Source organism: Amycolatopsis samaneae (assembly GCF_039541975.1).
In the GTDB taxonomy this organism is placed as follows: Bacteria; Actinomycetota; Actinomycetes; order Mycobacteriales; family Pseudonocardiaceae; genus Amycolatopsis; species Amycolatopsis samaneae.
Map to the genome: position 1 here is coordinate 96,193 of NZ_BAABHG010000017.1, position 16,090 is coordinate 112,282.

The 16,090-nt window shown below is 71.7% G+C and carries 12 protein-coding genes; 8 read left to right on the top strand and 4 right to left on the bottom strand.

Features of this window, described 5'->3' with window-relative positions; genetic code table 11:
* Nucleotides 1–72: 72 nt before the first annotated feature.
* The 6 genes from ABD987_RS35990 to ABD987_RS36015 all read left to right on the top strand — a co-directional run bounded on the left by ABD987_RS35990 (nucleotide 73) and on the right by ABD987_RS36015 (nucleotide 11,376).
* Nucleotides 73–531, top strand: a complete 459-nt coding sequence (locus ABD987_RS35990) for a single-stranded DNA-binding protein (RefSeq protein ID WP_378214327.1) — start codon at nucleotides 73–75, stop codon at nucleotides 529–531.
* A gap of 135 nt (nucleotides 532–666) precedes the next feature.
* Nucleotides 667–2,343 (top strand): energy-dependent translational throttle protein EttA, encoded by a 1,677-nt coding sequence (gene ettA / locus ABD987_RS35995; RefSeq protein WP_345404880.1) that lies wholly within the window; start codon nucleotides 667–669, stop codon nucleotides 2,341–2,343.
* A gap of 16 nt (nucleotides 2,344–2,359) precedes the next feature.
* Nucleotides 2,360–4,858, top strand: a complete 2,499-nt coding sequence (locus ABD987_RS36000) for a hypothetical protein (protein ID WP_345404883.1) — start codon at nucleotides 2,360–2,362, stop codon at nucleotides 4,856–4,858.
* Nucleotides 4,859–5,349: 491 nt separating this feature from the next.
* On the top strand, nucleotides 5,350–10,332 hold the full coding sequence (locus ABD987_RS36005) for an NAD-glutamate dehydrogenase (RefSeq protein WP_345404886.1): 4,983 nt from the start codon (nucleotides 5,350–5,352) through the stop codon (nucleotides 10,330–10,332).
* A gap of 35 nt (nucleotides 10,333–10,367) precedes the next feature.
* Complete coding sequence (locus ABD987_RS36010) at nucleotides 10,368–10,748, top strand: acyl-CoA thioesterase (RefSeq protein ID WP_345405199.1); 381 nt, start codon at nucleotides 10,368–10,370, stop codon at nucleotides 10,746–10,748.
* Nucleotides 10,741–11,376, top strand: a complete 636-nt coding sequence (locus tag ABD987_RS36015) for a DUF8010 domain-containing protein (RefSeq protein WP_345404889.1) — start codon at nucleotides 10,741–10,743, stop codon at nucleotides 11,374–11,376. Before ABD987_RS36010 ends, ABD987_RS36015 begins: the two co-directional genes overlap by 8 nt.
* A 3-nt stretch (nucleotides 11,377–11,379) precedes the next feature.
* Here ABD987_RS36015 and ABD987_RS36020 read toward each other — a convergent pair whose 3' ends face one another.
* Nucleotides 11,380–11,883 carry a DinB family protein gene (locus tag ABD987_RS36020; RefSeq protein ID WP_345404892.1) on the bottom strand — a complete coding sequence of 168 codons (504 nt, stop codon included), beginning with the start codon at nucleotides 11,881–11,883 and terminating at the stop codon, nucleotides 11,380–11,382.
* 112 nt (nucleotides 11,884–11,995) lie between these two features.
* On the opposite strand from ABD987_RS36020, the gene ABD987_RS36025 reads away from it, so the two are divergent.
* Together ABD987_RS36025 and ABD987_RS36030 are read left to right on the top strand one after the other, a co-directional pair.
* Nucleotides 11,996–12,124, top strand: coding sequence for a hypothetical protein (locus tag ABD987_RS36025; RefSeq protein ID WP_345404895.1), 129 nt, complete (start codon nucleotides 11,996–11,998; stop codon nucleotides 12,122–12,124).
* Nucleotides 12,121–12,852 (top strand): maleate cis-trans isomerase family protein, encoded by a 732-nt coding sequence (locus tag ABD987_RS36030; RefSeq protein ID WP_345404898.1) that lies wholly within the window; start codon nucleotides 12,121–12,123, stop codon nucleotides 12,850–12,852. Before ABD987_RS36025 ends, ABD987_RS36030 begins: the two co-directional genes overlap by 4 nt.
* On the opposite strand, the gene ABD987_RS36035 is transcribed toward ABD987_RS36030, so the two are convergent.
* The 3 genes from ABD987_RS36035 to ABD987_RS36045 all read right to left on the bottom strand — a co-directional run bounded on the left by ABD987_RS36035 (nucleotide 12,841) and on the right by ABD987_RS36045 (nucleotide 16,067).
* On the bottom strand, nucleotides 12,841–13,929 hold the full coding sequence (locus ABD987_RS36035) for a reverse transcriptase family protein (protein WP_345404901.1): 1,089 nt from the start codon (nucleotides 13,927–13,929) through the stop codon (nucleotides 12,841–12,843). The two genes, ABD987_RS36030 and ABD987_RS36035, sit on opposite strands and share 12 nt — an antisense overlap.
* A gap of 147 nt (nucleotides 13,930–14,076) precedes the next feature.
* Nucleotides 14,077–15,678: a glycoside hydrolase family 13 protein gene (locus tag ABD987_RS36040; protein WP_345404904.1), complete on the bottom strand. Its 1,602-nt coding sequence runs from the start codon at nucleotides 15,676–15,678 to the stop codon at nucleotides 14,077–14,079.
* A complete protein-coding gene (locus tag ABD987_RS36045; protein WP_425551099.1) occupies nucleotides 15,678–16,067 on the bottom strand; it encodes a globin in 390 nt (129 codons plus the stop codon). Before ABD987_RS36045 ends, ABD987_RS36040 begins: the two co-directional genes overlap by 1 nt.
* Between the last annotated feature and the right edge of the window lie 23 nt (nucleotides 16,068–16,090).

Genomic DNA, 16,090 nt, shown 5'->3' on the forward strand with positions numbered 1-16,090 from the left:
CAGGCTGAGGACATCGGCCACCGGGCACGGCCCGGCGGCACAGGCGAACCGAAGGGGATGAGGGTGATGGCCGTGGGCGAGACGTGGGTGACGGTGACCGGATACGTCACCAGCGAGCCGGAGCTGCGCAAGGTGGGGGACAACGGGCACGACGTCGTCTCGTTCTGGCTGCGCAGCACGGAACGCCGGTACGACAAGGAAAAGGCCGAGTGGGGCGACGGGCGCCGGTTCTCCATCCGGGTGACCTGCTGGCGGAAGCTGGCCCGGTCCGCGCACCAGTGCCTCGCCAAGGGCGACCCGGTGATGGCGCACGGGCGGCTCTACACCAGTGAGTTCGAGCAGGACGGCGTACCTCGGGCTGTACCTGAGCTTGAGGCCTTCGCGCTCGGTCCCAATCTCGCGCGGTGCGCGGCTTCGCTCGAGCGGGCGCCGCGCGAAGGAACCACCGTGCGGGACCCCCGCGGGCTGTGGGCCGGCGGGCGGGAGGAGGTGAACACGCTCGTCGACGTCGCGGAGAGGGCCTCCGCCTGAGCACGCGAAGCGGCTTCCCGGAGCGGACGGGGGAAAGGAGAAGTTGATGTTCTCGCGGTGATCCGTGGCTGACATTCGGTAGTGCGACGGTGACCGGCGTGAAGGCGCGGATCGGCTCACTCTACGATCGCTGGTATGGCCGAGTTCATCTACACCATGAAGAAGGTGCGCAAGACCGTCGGGGACAAGGTCATCCTCGACGACGTGAGCACCGCGTTCTACCCCGGTGCCAAGATCGGCGTCGTGGGCCCGAACGGCGCCGGCAAGTCGACCGTTCTCAAGATCATGGCGGGGATCGAGCAGGCCAGCAACGGCGAAGCGTTCCTCCAGCCGGGCGCCAGCGTCGGCATCCTCATGCAGGAGCCGGAGCTGAACGAGGAGAAGACCGTCCGGGAGAACGTCGAGGAGGGCCTCGGCGACGTCAAGGTCAAGCTCGACCGGTACCACGAGGTCCTCCGGCTGATGGAGACCGAGTACACCGACGAGCTGGTGGAGGAGATGGGCCAGCTCCAGGAGGAGCTCGACCACGCCGACGCCTGGGAGCTGGACTCCACCGTCGAGCAGGCGATGGACGCCCTCCGCTGCCCGCCGCCGGACGAGCCGGTCACCCACCTGTCCGGTGGCGAGCGCCGCCGGGTCGCGCTGTGCAAGCTGCTGCTGTCCGCTCCCGACCTGCTGCTGCTCGACGAGCCCACCAACCATCTGGACGCCGAGAGTGTGCTCTGGCTGGAGCAGTTCCTGGCCAAGTACGCGGGCGCCGTCCTCGCCGTCACCCACGACCGGTACTTCCTGGACAACGTGGCCCAGTGGATCATGGAGCTGGACCGCGGCCGGGTGGTCGGCTACGAGGGCAACTACTCGACGTACCTGGAGAAGAAGCGCGAGCGTCTGGAGGTCCAGGGCAAGAAGGACGCGAAGCTCGCCAAGCGGCTCAAGACCGAGCTGGAGTGGGTGCGGTCCAACGCCAAGGCGCGCCAGACCAAGTCGCGCTCGCGGCTGGATCGCTACGAGGAGATGGCGGCGGAGGCCGACAAGCACCGCAAGCTCGACTTCGAGGAGATCCAAATCCCGCCGGGGCCCCGGCTGGGCAGCGTGGTGGTCGAGGTCGAGAAGCTGCGCAAGGGCTTCGACGACCGGGTGCTCATCGACGGGCTCTCGTTCGACCTGCCGCGCAACGGCATCGTCGGCGTGATCGGGCCGAACGGCGTCGGCAAGACGACCCTGTTCAAGACGATCGTCGGGCTGGAGGAGCCCGACGACGGGACGGTGAAGATCGGCGAAACGGTCAAACTGTCCTATGTGGACCAGAACAGGGGCGGGATCGACCCGAAGAAGACGGTGTGGGAGGTGGTTTCGGACAAGCTGGACTACATCCACGTCGGGCAGACCGAGATGCCCTCGCGTGCCTACGTCAGCGCGTTCGGGTTCAAGGGCCCGGACCAGCAGAAGCCGGCGGGCGTGCTCTCCGGTGGTGAGCGCAACCGGCTGAACCTAGCGCTGACGCTCAAGCAGGGCGGGAACCTGATCCTGCTCGACGAGCCGACGAACGACCTGGACGTGGAGACGCTGGGGTCGCTGGAGAACGCGCTGGAGCAGTTCCCCGGCTGTGCCGTGGTCATCTCCCACGACCGGTGGTTCCTCGACCGGGTCGCCACCCACATCCTGGCCTGGGAGGGCACCGACGAGAACCCGGCGCAGTGGTTCTGGTTCGAGGGCAACTTCGAGGGCTACGAGAAGAACAAGGTCGAGCGCCTCGGGCAGGAGGCGGCCCGTCCCCACCGGGTCACCCACCGCAAGCTGACCCGCGACTGAGGGGCGTGGGTTTCCCGTGGAAGCCAGCAGGCACCTCATGCCCGGCTCGCCCGCCGCGTTCGCGGCGGGCGGGTTATCCGTGGCTTCCGCGGGAAGAACCACGTCACAGGACCGTTCCGGCGCGGGCGGGGGAGAACCGTCCGCTATCGGCGGGCTGATCGAACGGGCCGACGCGCTGCACCTGCGTGCTCCGGAGCTGGCGCTGGTGCTCGGTGAGCGCGCCGCCGCGCTGGCCGAGACGGCGGGCTCCGACGAGCAGTGGGTCCGCGCGGAGGGCCTCGTCGTGTCCGCGCGCGTCCGGCTCGGCCAGCGGCCGGGCACGGTGGCGCGCGCGGTGGCGGCGCTGCGTGCCGCCGAGCACGCGGGCTACGCCGACGTCGCCGCGCGGTTGCGCGTCGATCTCGCGGTGTGCGCGCGCGGCCTCGGCGTCCCGCTGACCGGGCTCGCCGCGTTGCGTCCCGTGCTGGCCGATCCCGGGGTGTCGCCGGTGCACCGGGCCGCGGCGCTGTGTCACCTGGTCGGCTGCCTGGCGCAGATCGGCCGGAAGGCCGAGCTGGACCGGGTGCTGGTGGCTGCGGACAAGCTCGTGCTGGGCGACGAGGGCCTCGCGGCCGACACCCAGCTGCTGGTGCGAGCGCTGCTGCGGGTCGGCACGGCCGCGCACCGGCGCAGGCACGGCGACCTCACCGCGGCGGCCGACGCCGCCCGGACCGGGCTCGGCCTCCTGGAGAAGCTCGACAACCCGGCCGACGACGGTGGTCTCGTCCGGGTCCGTCTCGTCCTGCAACTGGTGAGCACGCTGCTCGACCGCGGTGACACCGCCATGGCGTACGAGATCGCCCAGCCGGTCCTCGCCGAGCCGGTCCGCGCGGGCGGTGTCGCGCCGATGGGCTGGCTGCGGCTGGCCGTCGCGACGCGGGTCCACCTGCCCGCGGGAGCGGGGGAGGCCGCGGCGGAGCTCGTCCGTGAGGCGGTGGCGAGCACCGACCGGCACGGCCTCGCGTCGGTCACCGCCCGGTTGTGGCTCGAGCTGGCCCAGATCGAGGAGCGGTTCGGCCACGCGGAGGACGCGATCGCCTGCCTGCACCGCTCGCGCGCGGCCGAGCACGTGCACGCCAGGGCGCGCCGTCAGGCCTGCGGGCTGCTCGCGGGCGCGTTCGGTACCGGCGAGCTGGCTTCGGTCGACCTCGACGAGGTGGTGAACCCGTCCGGTGCGCGGCCCGGGCCGGTCGGGCCGCCGACGGTCGTCGTCGAGGCGCCGGCGCGGCGTCCCGAACCCGAAGTCCCGGCCCGGCCCGGGCGGGCGCCGGTCTCGTGGGCGCCGGAGCCCCGCGCCGAGCCCGTCGTGGAGCCTGTCCTGGAGCGCGCCGCCCGCCCGGAGCCGGTGTCCCCGAGCCCCGCCGGAGCCGGCGCGCCGGAGCGGGAGGGCCGGGGCGGGCGCAGGCGCGCGGACGAGCGCCGCGCCGAACCGGCCCCAATGGTCCAGGAGGTCGCGAAGGCCACCGAAGCCGTCGCTGTTCCCGCGCCCGGGGAGGTCGCCGAGCGGCCACGGGAAGGACGTCGCCGCCGGGCCGAGGAGCCCGTCGCGACGGAGCACGCCGGGCACGCCACGCCGCCCGTGGCGCCCGAGCCCCCGAAGACCGAGCCGCCGAAGCTCGAACCCCCGAAGCTCGAACCTTCGAAGGCACCGCTGCTCCCGGAGGTCACCGACCTGCCGCCGGAACTTCCGCTCGCCCCGGCCCCCGCCGAGGAACCGGCGCCACGCGCCGTCCCGGCGAAGGCCGAGCGGGCACCCGAAGCCGAGGCGCCGCGCTGGGACGTCGGCGACTGGTCACGCGAGGGAGAACGGCGCGAGCCGCCGCCCCCGGCGCGCAGCACCCGCCACGACGCCGAGCACGGTTCGGTGACCGCGCGCTCGGTGCTCGACCGGCTGGGGATCTCCGGTGCCAACGGGCACGGCGGCGGGCGCCGCCGCGCCGCCGACGGTCCGGAGCCCGCCCGTCCGGCGGAACGCGGCATCGACGAGTCACCCGCCGGGGAGCCGCGTCCTGAACCGATCGCCGCTCCCGGCCCCGCCTCGTCGGGGACCTGGGAAAGCGAGCTCGCGCCCCCGCCGCGTCCGGAAGAGCCCGCGCCGTCCGTCATCCCGGAACCCGGCCCGGTTCCCTCGGGTGCCGCGCCGGTCCGGGAGGAGCGGGTCCGGGAGGAGGTCGCCGACCCGTGGCTGCCCCGGCTGCGCATGCCGCCCTCGCTCGATCCCGCCGAGGACTTCGGCGGCTGGACCCCGGGCACCGAGGCGTTCCCCGAGGGGTACGCGAAGGCCATCGCCGAGGACGAGCCGCCGCCGGACGCCGGGCTCGCCGATCTGCTCGCCCGCGCGCTGGCCGAACACCAGGCCGGGACGGCCAGCGCCGCCGCGCTGGTGAAGCGCCTCGGCGCCCAGGGCGAGAACACCGCCGGGCACCGGTCGGTCAACGGGCACGGCCGCAACGGCAGCGACGACTCCGGCTCGTAGCCTCGCGTGGCCGGGCGCGACGAACGTGGGTGCCGCGCGCCCGTCCTTCTGTGTCCACAAAGGACTGAATTGATCCGTTGAGGCAACGTTTCGGGGTGCCCTCGGGCAGACCTCGGGGTGGGATTGGTCGCACTTCGGACCCTGCGCGAACGGGGCCGGATGGGCGGCGGAGCCGTGGCGAACGGTCGAACCGGAGGGAACGGGCGGTGGTACTGGATCGATTCTGTCCGGTATGTGCCGACGGGCTTTCGCGGCCCTGTCCTGGTCAGGCCGCCGATGTGGTCCGGACGCCGCGGAGCGGGCGCCCGGTGAACCCGGCAGTAGCTTGACCGATACCGCCGATTTTGGCGGCTGAGCTGGGATTCTTCGGTTTCTGCCAACTGAACGGGCTTCGTGCGCCCCGCCGCGCGGGCGCATTAGGGTGGGCGGTGGCCGGTACATCGTGGTGCCGGTCGCGGTGTCATCCCTCGCACAGTGGAGAGTTGCCTCAAATGAGCTCGACGGGAGTCTCGTCCCCGCCCGGAACCGAAGACGGCATCGAAGCCGGCGCCCCGCGCCGCTCGGCCAGCCCGGAGCAGATCAGGGACGAGCTGATCGACGCGGCCGCGAAGCACGCGCCGGAGATCGCCGACCTCATCCGGCTCTACTACCGGCACATCCCGGCCGAGGAGATCGTCGGCGACGACCCGGTCGATCTGGTCGGCGCGGTGCGCTCGCACCTGCAGCTGGCCAAGCACCGGATGCCCGGCCGTCCCGCGGTCCGGCTGCTCAACCCGACCACCGCCGAGGACGGCTGGACCCGTGAGGCCACCGTCGTGCAGGTGGTCACCGACGACATGCCGTACCTGGTCGACTCGGTCACCGCCGAGTTCGCCCGCGACGGCGTGCAGGTCCAGCGGATCGTGCACCCGATCGTGGTGGTCAGCCGCGACCTCACCGGCGAACTGCTGGAGGTTCACCCCGACGCCGACCCCGCCGACCCGCCGGCGAACTCCGTCGCCGAGTCGTGGATGTACGTCGAGATCGACTTCGTCACCGACCCGAACCGCGCGCGTGAGCTCGACAACCGTCTCGCCAGCGTGCTCGGCGACGTTCGCGAGGTCGTCGAGGACGCCGACAAGATGGCGCAGGCGGCCGTGGCACTGGCCGACGAGCTGGACGCGCACCCGCCGAAGCTGCCGAGCGCGGAGGTCGCCGCGGGCGCCCGGCTGCTGCGGTGGCTCGCCGACGGTCACTTCACCTTCCTCGGGTATCGCCGGTACGAGCTGGTGGAGAACCCGCGCACGGACGCCGACGAGCCCGCGCTGCGCGCCGTGCTCGCGTCCGGTCTCGGTGTCCTGCGACAGGACAGCCTCGCCGCGCGCGGCCTGACCGCGGGCCCGGACACGGCGGCCACCGCGCTGGCCCCGACGCTGCTCGTGCTCACCCAGGCGAGCGCACCGTCCACAGTGCACCGTCCGGTTTATCCGTACTACGTCGGCGTGAAGACGTTCGACGCCGACGGCAACGTCACCGGCGAGCACCGGTTCCTCGGCATGTTCACCACCACCGCGCTGCACGAGAACGTGCTCGACATCCCGGTGGTGTGCGACCGGGTCCGCCAGGTCATCCACCGCGCCGGGTTCCCGATGGAGTCGTTCTCGGGCCAGCGGATGCTGGAGGTGCTGCAGAACTGGCCGCGCGCGGACCTGTTCTCCGCCGACACCGACTCGCTCTACGCCACCACGACCGGCGCGATCACGCTGTCGGACCGGCGCCGGCTCCGCCTGTTCCTGCGCCGCGATCCGTACGGCCGGTTCTACTCCTGCCTGGTGTTCCTGCCGCGTGACCGCTACACCACGCGCTCGCGGCTGGCGATGCAGGAGGTCCTGCTGGAGGAGCTGGAAGGCACGCAGCTCGAGTACAGCGCGAAGGTCGGGGAGACGCTGCTGGCGCAGGTGCACTTCATCGTGCACACCGATCCGGCGAACCGGATCGAGCCGGACACGCTGCGGATCCAGGAACGCCTCAACACCGTCGTGCGCAGCTGGGACGACCGGCTGGTCGAGGCGCTCCTGCGTGAGCGCAGGGAACGCGCCGGGGACGGCGCCGTCGCCGGGATCATGGGCGAGGAGTCCGCGAACGACCAGGGCCAGCGGTTCGCCGCCATCTTCCCGGAGAGCTACAAGGAGGACTTCTCCGCCGAAGACGCGCTCGCCGATCTGAGCGCGCTCGACTCGCTGACCGACGAGGGCGATCTGGCGCTGTCGTTCTACCTGCCTTCCGACGCGGAGCCGGGCGAACGCCGCTTCAAGCTCTTCCTGCGCGGCGAAGGCGTGACGCTCTCGAAGGTGCTTCCGGTCCTGCACACCATGGGTGTCGAGGTCGTCGACGAGCGCCCCTACGAGCTGCGCCGTGAGGACGGCGGGGCGTCCTGGATCTACGACTTCGGCCTGCGCATCGACGCGAAGCTGCAGCCCGACACGAGCGAAGCCGCGGTCGCCGAGCTGCGTGACCGGTTCCAGGACGCCTTCCACGCGGCCTGGCGCGGCCAGTGCGAGGTCGACGACTTCAACGGGCTGGTGCTGCGCGCCGGGCTGACCTGGCGCCAGGTCAGCGTGCTGCGGGCGTACTCGCGGTACCTGCGGCAGGCGGGCAGCACGCACTCGCAGGAGTACATCCAGAACGCGGTGCTCAAGCACACACAGGTCGCCACGAAGCTGTTTCGGCTGTTCGAAACGCGCTCGGACCCGCACCTGACCGACGACGAGCGCACGAGCGGCGCGGAGGCGCTGGTCGCCGAGATCGGGTCGATGATCGACGAGGTCACCAGCCTCGACGAGGACCGGATCCTGCGCAGGCTCATGGCGGTCATCGGCGCCACCTTGCGGACGAACTACCACGTCACCGACGCCGACGGGGGCCCGCGGTCGTTCCTGGCGTTCAAGCTCGACCCGAGCGCGGTGCCCGATCTGCCCGAGCCGCGGCCGCGGTTCGAGATCTTCGTGTACTCGCCGCGGGTCGAGGGTGTGCACCTGCGGTTCGGCGCGGTCGCCCGCGGCGGCCTGCGCTGGTCGGACCGGCGGGAGGACTTCCGCACCGAGGTCCTCGGCCTGGTCAAGGCGCAGGCGGTGAAGAACGCCGTCATCGTGCCGGTGGGCGCCAAGGGCGGGTTCGTGGTCAAGCGCCCGCCGACGCCGACCGGTGACCCGGCGATCGACCGCGAGGCCCACCTCACCGAGGGCATCGCCTGCTACAAGATGTTCATCTCCGGTCTGCTCGACCTGACCGACAACCGCGTCGAGGGCAGGACCGTGCCCGCGCCGGGTGTGGTCCGCCACGACGAGGACGACAGCTACCTCGTGGTCGCCGCGGACAAGGGCACCGCGACCTTCTCCGACATCGCCAACGAGGTCTCCGCGCAGTACGGCTTCTGGCTCGGCGACGCCTTCGCCTCCGGCGGTTCGGTCGGGTACGACCACAAGGCGATGGGCATCACCGCCAAGGGCGCGTGGGAGAGCGTCAAGCGGCACTTCCGCGAGCTGGGCAAGGACACCCAGAGCGAGGACTTCACCGTCGTCGGCATCGGCGACATGGCGGGCGACGTGTTCGGCAACGGCATGCTGCTGTCCGAGCACATCCGCCTGGTGGCCGCGTTCAACCACATGCACGTCTTCCTCGACCCGAACCCGGACGCCGCCTCCTCCTACGCCGAGCGTCGCCGGCTGTTCGACCTGCCCCGGTCCTCGTGGGACGACTACGATCGCGCGCTGATCAGCGAGGGTGGCGGCATCTATCCCCGGTCGGCGAAGACGATCCCGGTCAGCCCGCAGGTCCGCGCGGCGCTCGGCCTGGCCGACGACGTCGAGGCGATGGCGCCGATGGAGCTCATCCAGGCGATCCTGCTCGCCCCGGTCGAGCTGCTGTGGAACGGCGGCATCGGCACCTACGTCAAGGCCGAGACCGAGACCCACGCGCACGCCGGGGACAAGGCCAACGACGCGATCCGCGTCGACGGCAACCAGTTGCGCTGCAAGGTGGTCGGCGAGGGCGGCAACCTCGGGCTCACCCAGCTCGGCCGCATCGAGTTCGCCCGCGCGGGCGGCAAGATCAACACCGACGCGCTGGACAACTCGGCCGGTGTCGACTGCTCCGACCACGAGGTCAACATCAAGATCCTGCTCGATCACCTGGTGAGCACCGGGAAGCTGGAGCACGACCGGCGCAACCACCTGCTGGAGCGGATGACCGACGAGGTCGGCGCGCTGGTGCTGGCCGACAACTACCGGCAGAACGCCGTCCTCGGCGTCAGCCGCGCGCACGCCGCGCCGATGGTCTCGGTGCACCAGCGGCAGGTCGCCGCGCTGGTGGCGAAGGGTGCCTTCGACCGCAAGCTGGAGGCACTGCCCACCAACGCGGAGTTCCGGGCGCGGGACAAGGCGGGCCAGGGCCTCAGTTCGCCCGAACTGGCGACCCTGCTGGCGCACGTGAAGCTCGACCTCAAGGACGAGCTGCTGGCCAGCGACCTGCCCGACTCCGAGGTGTTCACGCGCCGGCTGCCGGAGTACTTCCCGCAGCCGCTGCGCGAGCAGTTCGCCGACGCGATCGGCGAGCACCCGCTGCGCCGCCAGATCATCACCACCCTGGTGGCCAACGAGGTCGTCGACGGCGGTGGCATCTCGTTCGTCTTCCGGCTGATGGAGGAGCTGAACGTCACCGCGACGGACGCCGTCCGCGCCTACGCGGTGGTCACCCACGTGTACGACCTGCCCGCGCTGTGGGCCGAGATCGACGCGCTGGACAACGTCGTGTCCACGACGGTGGCCGACGCGATGGTGCTGGAGACACGGCGGCTGCTCGACCGGGCCGCCCGATGGTTCCTCTCCAACCGGCCGCAGCCGCTGGCCCCGCTGGCCGAGATCAGCCGTTTCGGCGGCGAGTTCGCGGAGTTGCTGCCCAGGGCGAACGAGCTGATGCGTGGCCGCGAGGCCGAGGTGGTGCGGGAGAAGGCGGAGAAGCTGGTCGCCGACGGCGTGCCCGAGGGGCTGGCGCGGCGCATCGCGGTGCTGCTGCACACCTACGGCCTGCTCGACATCGTCGAGGTGTCCGAGATGGCCGAGCAGCAGGTGGGCGTGGACGTCGTGCACAACCCGGCGGAAACGGCCGAGCTGTACTTCGCGCTGTCCTCGCACCTCGACATCGACAAGATGCTCACCGAGATCAGCGCGCTCGAACGCGGCAACCGCTGGCACGCCCTCGCGCGGCTGGCGCTGCGGGACGACGTCTACGGTTCGCAGCGGGCGATCACGCTCGACGCGCTTCGGCACAGCGATCCTGGCACCACGGCGGACGAGCGGATCGCGCAGTGGGAGAAGATCAACGCCTCGCGGCTGGCGCGGGCGAGGGTCGCGCTCGACGAGATCACCAAGTCCGGCAACCTCGACCTCGCCACGCTGTCGGTCGCGGCGCGGCAGATCCGGAGCACGGTGCGGTGAGTCGTGCGGTGCGGGTCCGGCCACGCTGGTCGGACATGGACGTCTACGGGCACGTGAACCACGCGAACCTGGTGACGTTGCTGGAAGAGGCCAGGGTCGCGACGGTGTTCGGCGAGGCGGTCCGCGAAGGGCTCACCGAGTTGCCCAAGGGCATCGTGGTGGTGAAGCTCGAAGTGCACTACAAGGCGCCGATCGTGGTGTCCGATCAGGACGTGCTGGTGGACATGACGCTCACCGAGCTGCGCGCGGCGAGCTTCTCCGTGTCCTACCGGGTCCACAATGGACCGTCCGGGACGGACGAGGTGGCGGTCACCGCGTCGACGCTGCTCGCGCCGTACGACACCACCGCCCTGCGACCACGGCGGTTCACCGCGGCGGAGAGCGACTTCCTGAAGCGGGTGTTCACCGATGCCTGAGCTGCACATCCCCGACGCGGGGGACCGGGAGACGCTCGGCGCGTTCGTCGCCCGCGCGGTCCGGCTGGACGGCCAGACCGCCGTCCGGCTGCGGATGCGCGGCGACGACGTGGTCGAGGCGTGGACGGCGACCCCGTTCGACGTGCTCGCCACCCGCGCGGTGGCTGGCCGGGTCACCCCGGCCGACGTCACGGTGTCCGGCAACGAGCTGCTCGCGGCGCTCACCGTCGCGGGCGGCGAGCGGATGGACCCCGGCCCGGCCAGGGACCTGCTGTGGCACGGGGAACTGCCCGCGCCCGGCCGCTGGCAGAGGGTCGACGAACTCCCGGTGGGTGTCGTCTCCGACCTCGCCGACCGCGGTGTCGCACTGGCCCGCGACAACGCGGGTCCACACGGGACGCCGCCCGCGTCGCTGATGGACCAGGCGGTGCTCACCGTCAGCGGGGGCGAGCTGGAGGTCAAGGTCCAGCTGCGCTGCCTGTTCGCGTTGTCGGGGATGGGTTTCCTCGACTCCTCGATCAGCGACGACGTGGTCCGGGTGACCGCCACCGACTCATGGATGCGGCTGGACGCGCGGTACGGCGCGGTCCTGCGCCGCCGCCACGCCCTGCTGCCACTGCTGTTCTGAGGCTCAGGCGCCGACGGTCCCGTCGATTCCCTCGCGCAGGAGATCGGCGTGGCCGTTGTGCCGGGCGTATTCGTGGATCAGGTGCAGCATCACCAGCCGCAGCGAGACGTCCTCGCCCCAGCGCGGCTGGTGCCCGAGCACGTCGAGGGAGCCGGCCTCCCGCTCGATCCGGCGCGAGTGCTCGACCTCGGCCTGCCAGGCCGCGAACGCCTCCGAACGCGTCGAGCCGCTCGCGTCGTAGGCGGCCTGGTAGTCGGTCTCGGACCAGACGAGCGGGAGATCCTCGCTGTTGATGACCTTGCGGAACCACGTCCGCTCCACCTCGGCCATGTGCCGCACCAGACCCAGCAGCGACAGTGCCGAGGGCGGCATCGACTGGCGCCGCAGGTCCTCATCGGACAGTCCGTCGCACTTCATGGCGAGCGTGGCGCGGTGGAAGTCGAGGAAACCGCGCAGCATCTCGCGTTCGTTCCCGCGCAGCGGCGGCGCGGGTCGTTCAGTAGTCACGACGGGCATTATCGCGTGTGTCCGGATCCGGTGACCACGCGTTTTCGGGCAGCGGGTGCCGCCGCCGAAGAGGTGCTGGACCGTCGCGGGCGTCCGGGGTGACCATGAGGTCATGCGATACCTGATCTTTCCCCGGATGTTCCAGCACGCCCGCTTCGTCACACCGGCGGCGCGGCGCGGAGTCATCCTGCGCGACGGCGAGACGGTCGTGGCCGACGGCGACGCACAGGACGACGAGTGATCCCCGCCGGGCCCGTCCGGCAGACGGCGGTGGGGGTCGTCGCCTCCTTCGACTTCACCCGCGACCGCGAACTGTGGCGATGGGCGCCGCCGGACATTTCGCTCTACGTCTCCAGGACCGACGCGGTATCGCTGGCCGACAGCTTCGAACTCGTATCGCGGCTCAACGATCCCACGATGCTGACCCGGCCGACTCGCGAAGTCACGCGGGTGCCGATCGGCGCGCGGGTGGCGTTCTACTGCTGTACCGCGGGCAGTTTCGTGGGCGGGCTGGAGCGTGAACGCGCCCTCCGCGCGGCCATGATCGACGCCGGTGCCCCGAGGGCGGTCACCACCTCGGGCGCGGTACTCGACGCGCTCGGCGTGCTGGGCGCGCGGCGGATCGCGGTCGTGCACCCGTATGTGGACCCGATCGCGGACAAGCTCGTCGACTTCCTGACCGAGGCCGGGATCGACGTGCTGAGCAGCCGCGGGCTCGGCCTCGAATCCCGTGTGGTCGGCGCGGTCGACTACGCCACGACGGCCGGGCTGATCACCGATGGCGACCATCCGGACGCCGACGCGATCTTCGTCAGCTGCACGCTCCTGCCGACCTACGATCTGATCGCCCCGCTGGAACGGCGACTCGGCAAGCCGATCATCACGGCCAACCAGGCCGGTGTCTGGGCGGCGTTTCGCGCGATCGGTGTCAAAGCCGAGGGGGCGGGGCAGGAACTCCTACGGTACTGAGGGATCGGGCGGCCACGGGACGCGGTCGAAGAGGTCTCGCAGCTTCGCCGCGCGAGCCGGGCTCGACGCCCCGATCCAGCCGATGCGGCCCAGCAGATGCGCCCGGAAATCCGGGTGCCCGGCGTGGTTCTGCGCTTCCGGGCCGGTCCGGGCGCAGTTGTGCAGCAGGGAGCGGAGCGCGTCGTAGTCGGTGCGCGCCGCGGCGGGTCCGGCGTTGACGACCAGCCCGGCGATCCGCTGCCGCTGGTGCGCGGCGGCGATCGAGGTTTTCGCGTCCCGCAGCCGGAATCCCTCGTCGCGGACGATGTGCCGGACACCGGGCAGCAGCCGGTGCAGTGGCAGCCCGGCGTCGCCGGAGAACGCCAGGTCGTCCGCGTACCGCGTGTAGCGCGCCCCGAGCCGGTGCGCGAGCCCGGTCAGCCGCCGGTCGAGGTGGTGGGTGATCGCGTTGGCCACGGCGGGGGAGGACGGCGCGCCCTGCGGGAGGTGGGTCGCGGCGAGGCTGTTGAGCAGCCGGGTCCGTGCCTCGTCCCGCCGCCCGTCCGGTGCGGCGGCCAGCACGTCCGGTGGAGTGGCGGTGGTGAGCAGCCCGGCGAGCGCGCCCGCGACGGCGTCCGGGTACCCGGCGAGCGCGAGCAGCGATCGGATCCGGCGCGCGGACACTGCGGGGAAGAAGCCCTCGAGATCCATGCGTACCACCAGATCCCGGCCGCCGTGCGGCGCCGCGCAGGTGATCGCCGAGCGGCCGCGGCGGAAACCGTGTGCCGCCTCGTGCACCGGCAACGCGCCGAGCACGTGCCGCCGGACACGGCGCTGCAACTCGGCCAGTCGTGGTTTCGGCTGTTCCAGCAACCGGATCCCGCCGGTGGCCGTCGGGATCCACCGGTACCGGTAGTGCCGCAGCGCACCGGCGGCCCGGCGGTTCCAGCCACGGGCGTCGGCGAACCAGTCCAGCTCGCCGGGGGTGAGGTCGAGCGCCGCCGCGCACTCGTCGAAGGTCGTCCAGCGCGCGACCGCCCACCGCCACACCGGCATCGGCGGGAGCGGCGACACGGAGGTGACCTTTTCTCCGTTCATCCGCGCGGACCCGTACGCGGAGCGTGCCGCTCTCGCGCGGGGCGCCGTGCCTGCGTGCCGTGGTACTCCCCGGGGTTGCCCCGGAGTGGGTGGTCACCCACCTGCTCACCTCCGCGTCGCCGCCGCCCAGCCTAGGGGACGGCTGGTTCAGACCAGCCAGGCGGCCGCGTCGGGCGGCAGCTTCCCGTCCACCAGCTCGGCGCTGGAGAGCAGGAGCTCGCCGGGCGGGAGCGCGATCGGGCTCGCCGAGGTGTTCAGCACGCAGACCAGTCCGCCCGCCCGGCGGCGGAAGGCGAAACACCCCGCCGGGGCGCCGTACCAGTCGAGCCCGTCGCCCGCGCCGCCGCGGAACGCCGGATGCCGCCTGCGCAGTTCGAGCGCGCGCCGGTGGAGCGACAGCGTCGAGCTCTCGTCCTCGAGCTGCTTCTCCACGGTGAGCGCGGCCCACTCGGCGGGCATCGGCAGCCAGGTGCGCGGATTGCGGGAGAAGCCGAACGGCGGCAGCTCACCCTCCCACGGCAACGGCACGCGGGAGGCGTCCCGGCCGAACTCCGGTCCGCTGGTCTTCGCGCGCGGGTCGGCGAGTGCCTCCTCCGGAATGTCCACATTGGCCAGTCCGAGCTCGTCGCCGTTGTACAGGTAGACGACACCGGGCAGGGCCAGCTGCACCAGCGCCATCGCCCGCGCCCGTGCGACGCCCTGGGTACCGCCGCCGTAGCGGCTGACCGGCCGCCAGACGTCGTGGTTGCCCAGCGTCCAGGTGGCGGGCGCGCCGACGGTGGCCGGGACGGCCAGCGAGCGTTCGATCGCGGTGCGCATCGCGTCGGCGTCGAAATGCGTGAGCACCAGCCGGAAGTTGAACGCCAGGTGCAGTTCGTCCGGGCGCAGGTACCGAGCGAGGCGGGTTTCGTCGGTCACCCAGACCTCGCCGGTGGACACCGCGTCCGGGTACTGGTCGAGCACCTTCCGGATCATCTGGTGGATCTCGTGGACGCGGTCGTTGTCGAACCGCGGGTCGTAGTAGGACCCGGAAGCGCCCACCGCGGCCGAGCCCGCGCGCGGGTCCATGTCCGGCAGGCCCGGCGGTTTCGCCATGCCGTGCGCGACGTCGATGCGGAACCCGTCGACGCCGTGGTCCAGCCAGAACCGCAGTGTGCGTTCCAGGTCCGCGGCCACGTCCGGGTTCGTCCAGTTCAGGTCCGGCTGCTGCGGGGAGAACAGGTGCAGGTACCACTGGCCGTCCGGCACCCGGGTCCACGCGGGCCCGCCGAACGCGCTGACCCAGTTGTTCGGCGGCTCGTCACCGCGCGGGCCCAGCCCGTCCCGGAAGACGTAGCGATCCCGTTCCGGGCTGCCCGGCCCGGCGGCCAGCGCCGTCTTGAACCACAGGTGCGTGTTGCTGGTGTGGTTGGGCACGACGTCGACGGTGACCTTGATTCCGCGTTTGTGCGCCTCGGTGAGCAGTACGTCGAAATCGCCGAGGGTGCCGAACATCGGGTCGACGTCGCGCGGATCGGCGATGTCGTAGCCGTGGTCGGCCATCGGGGAGCGGTAGAACGGCGTCAGCCACAGCGCGTCGACACCCAGCAGCTCCAGGTAGCCGAGCTTGCCGCGAATGCCTTCCAGGTCCCCGACGCCGTCACCGTCGGAGTCGGCGAAGGACCGCACGTACACCTGGTAGAAGACCGCGTCGGTCCACCAGGCAGCCCGTCTTTCGCCCTGTCCGCCCCGGTCACGCGGCGGTCTCATCAAACGAAGCTGTTCATCATGCTGTGCGCCGCCATCTCCAGGTAGGCCCACAGCTGCTGCCGGTACGGCTCTTCGAGGTTTTCCTCGTCGACGGCGATCCTGATGCAGCGCAGCCACGCGTCCCGCTCGATCGGCCCGATCTTGAACGGCGCGTGCCGCATCCGCAGCCGGGGGTGACCGCGCCGGTCGGAGTAGGTGTGCGGACCGCCCCAGTACTGCATCAGGAACAGCCGGAACCGTTCCTCGGCCGGACCGAGGTCCTCCTCCGGGTAGAGCGGGCGCAGGATCTCGTCCTCGGCCACCTCCGCGTAGAACCGCGCGACGATCCGGCGGAAGGTCGGTTCCCCGCCCACCGCTTCGTAGAGGTTCGCCGGTTCCGGACCGCTCACGGCTGACACGTCTCCATTCTGCC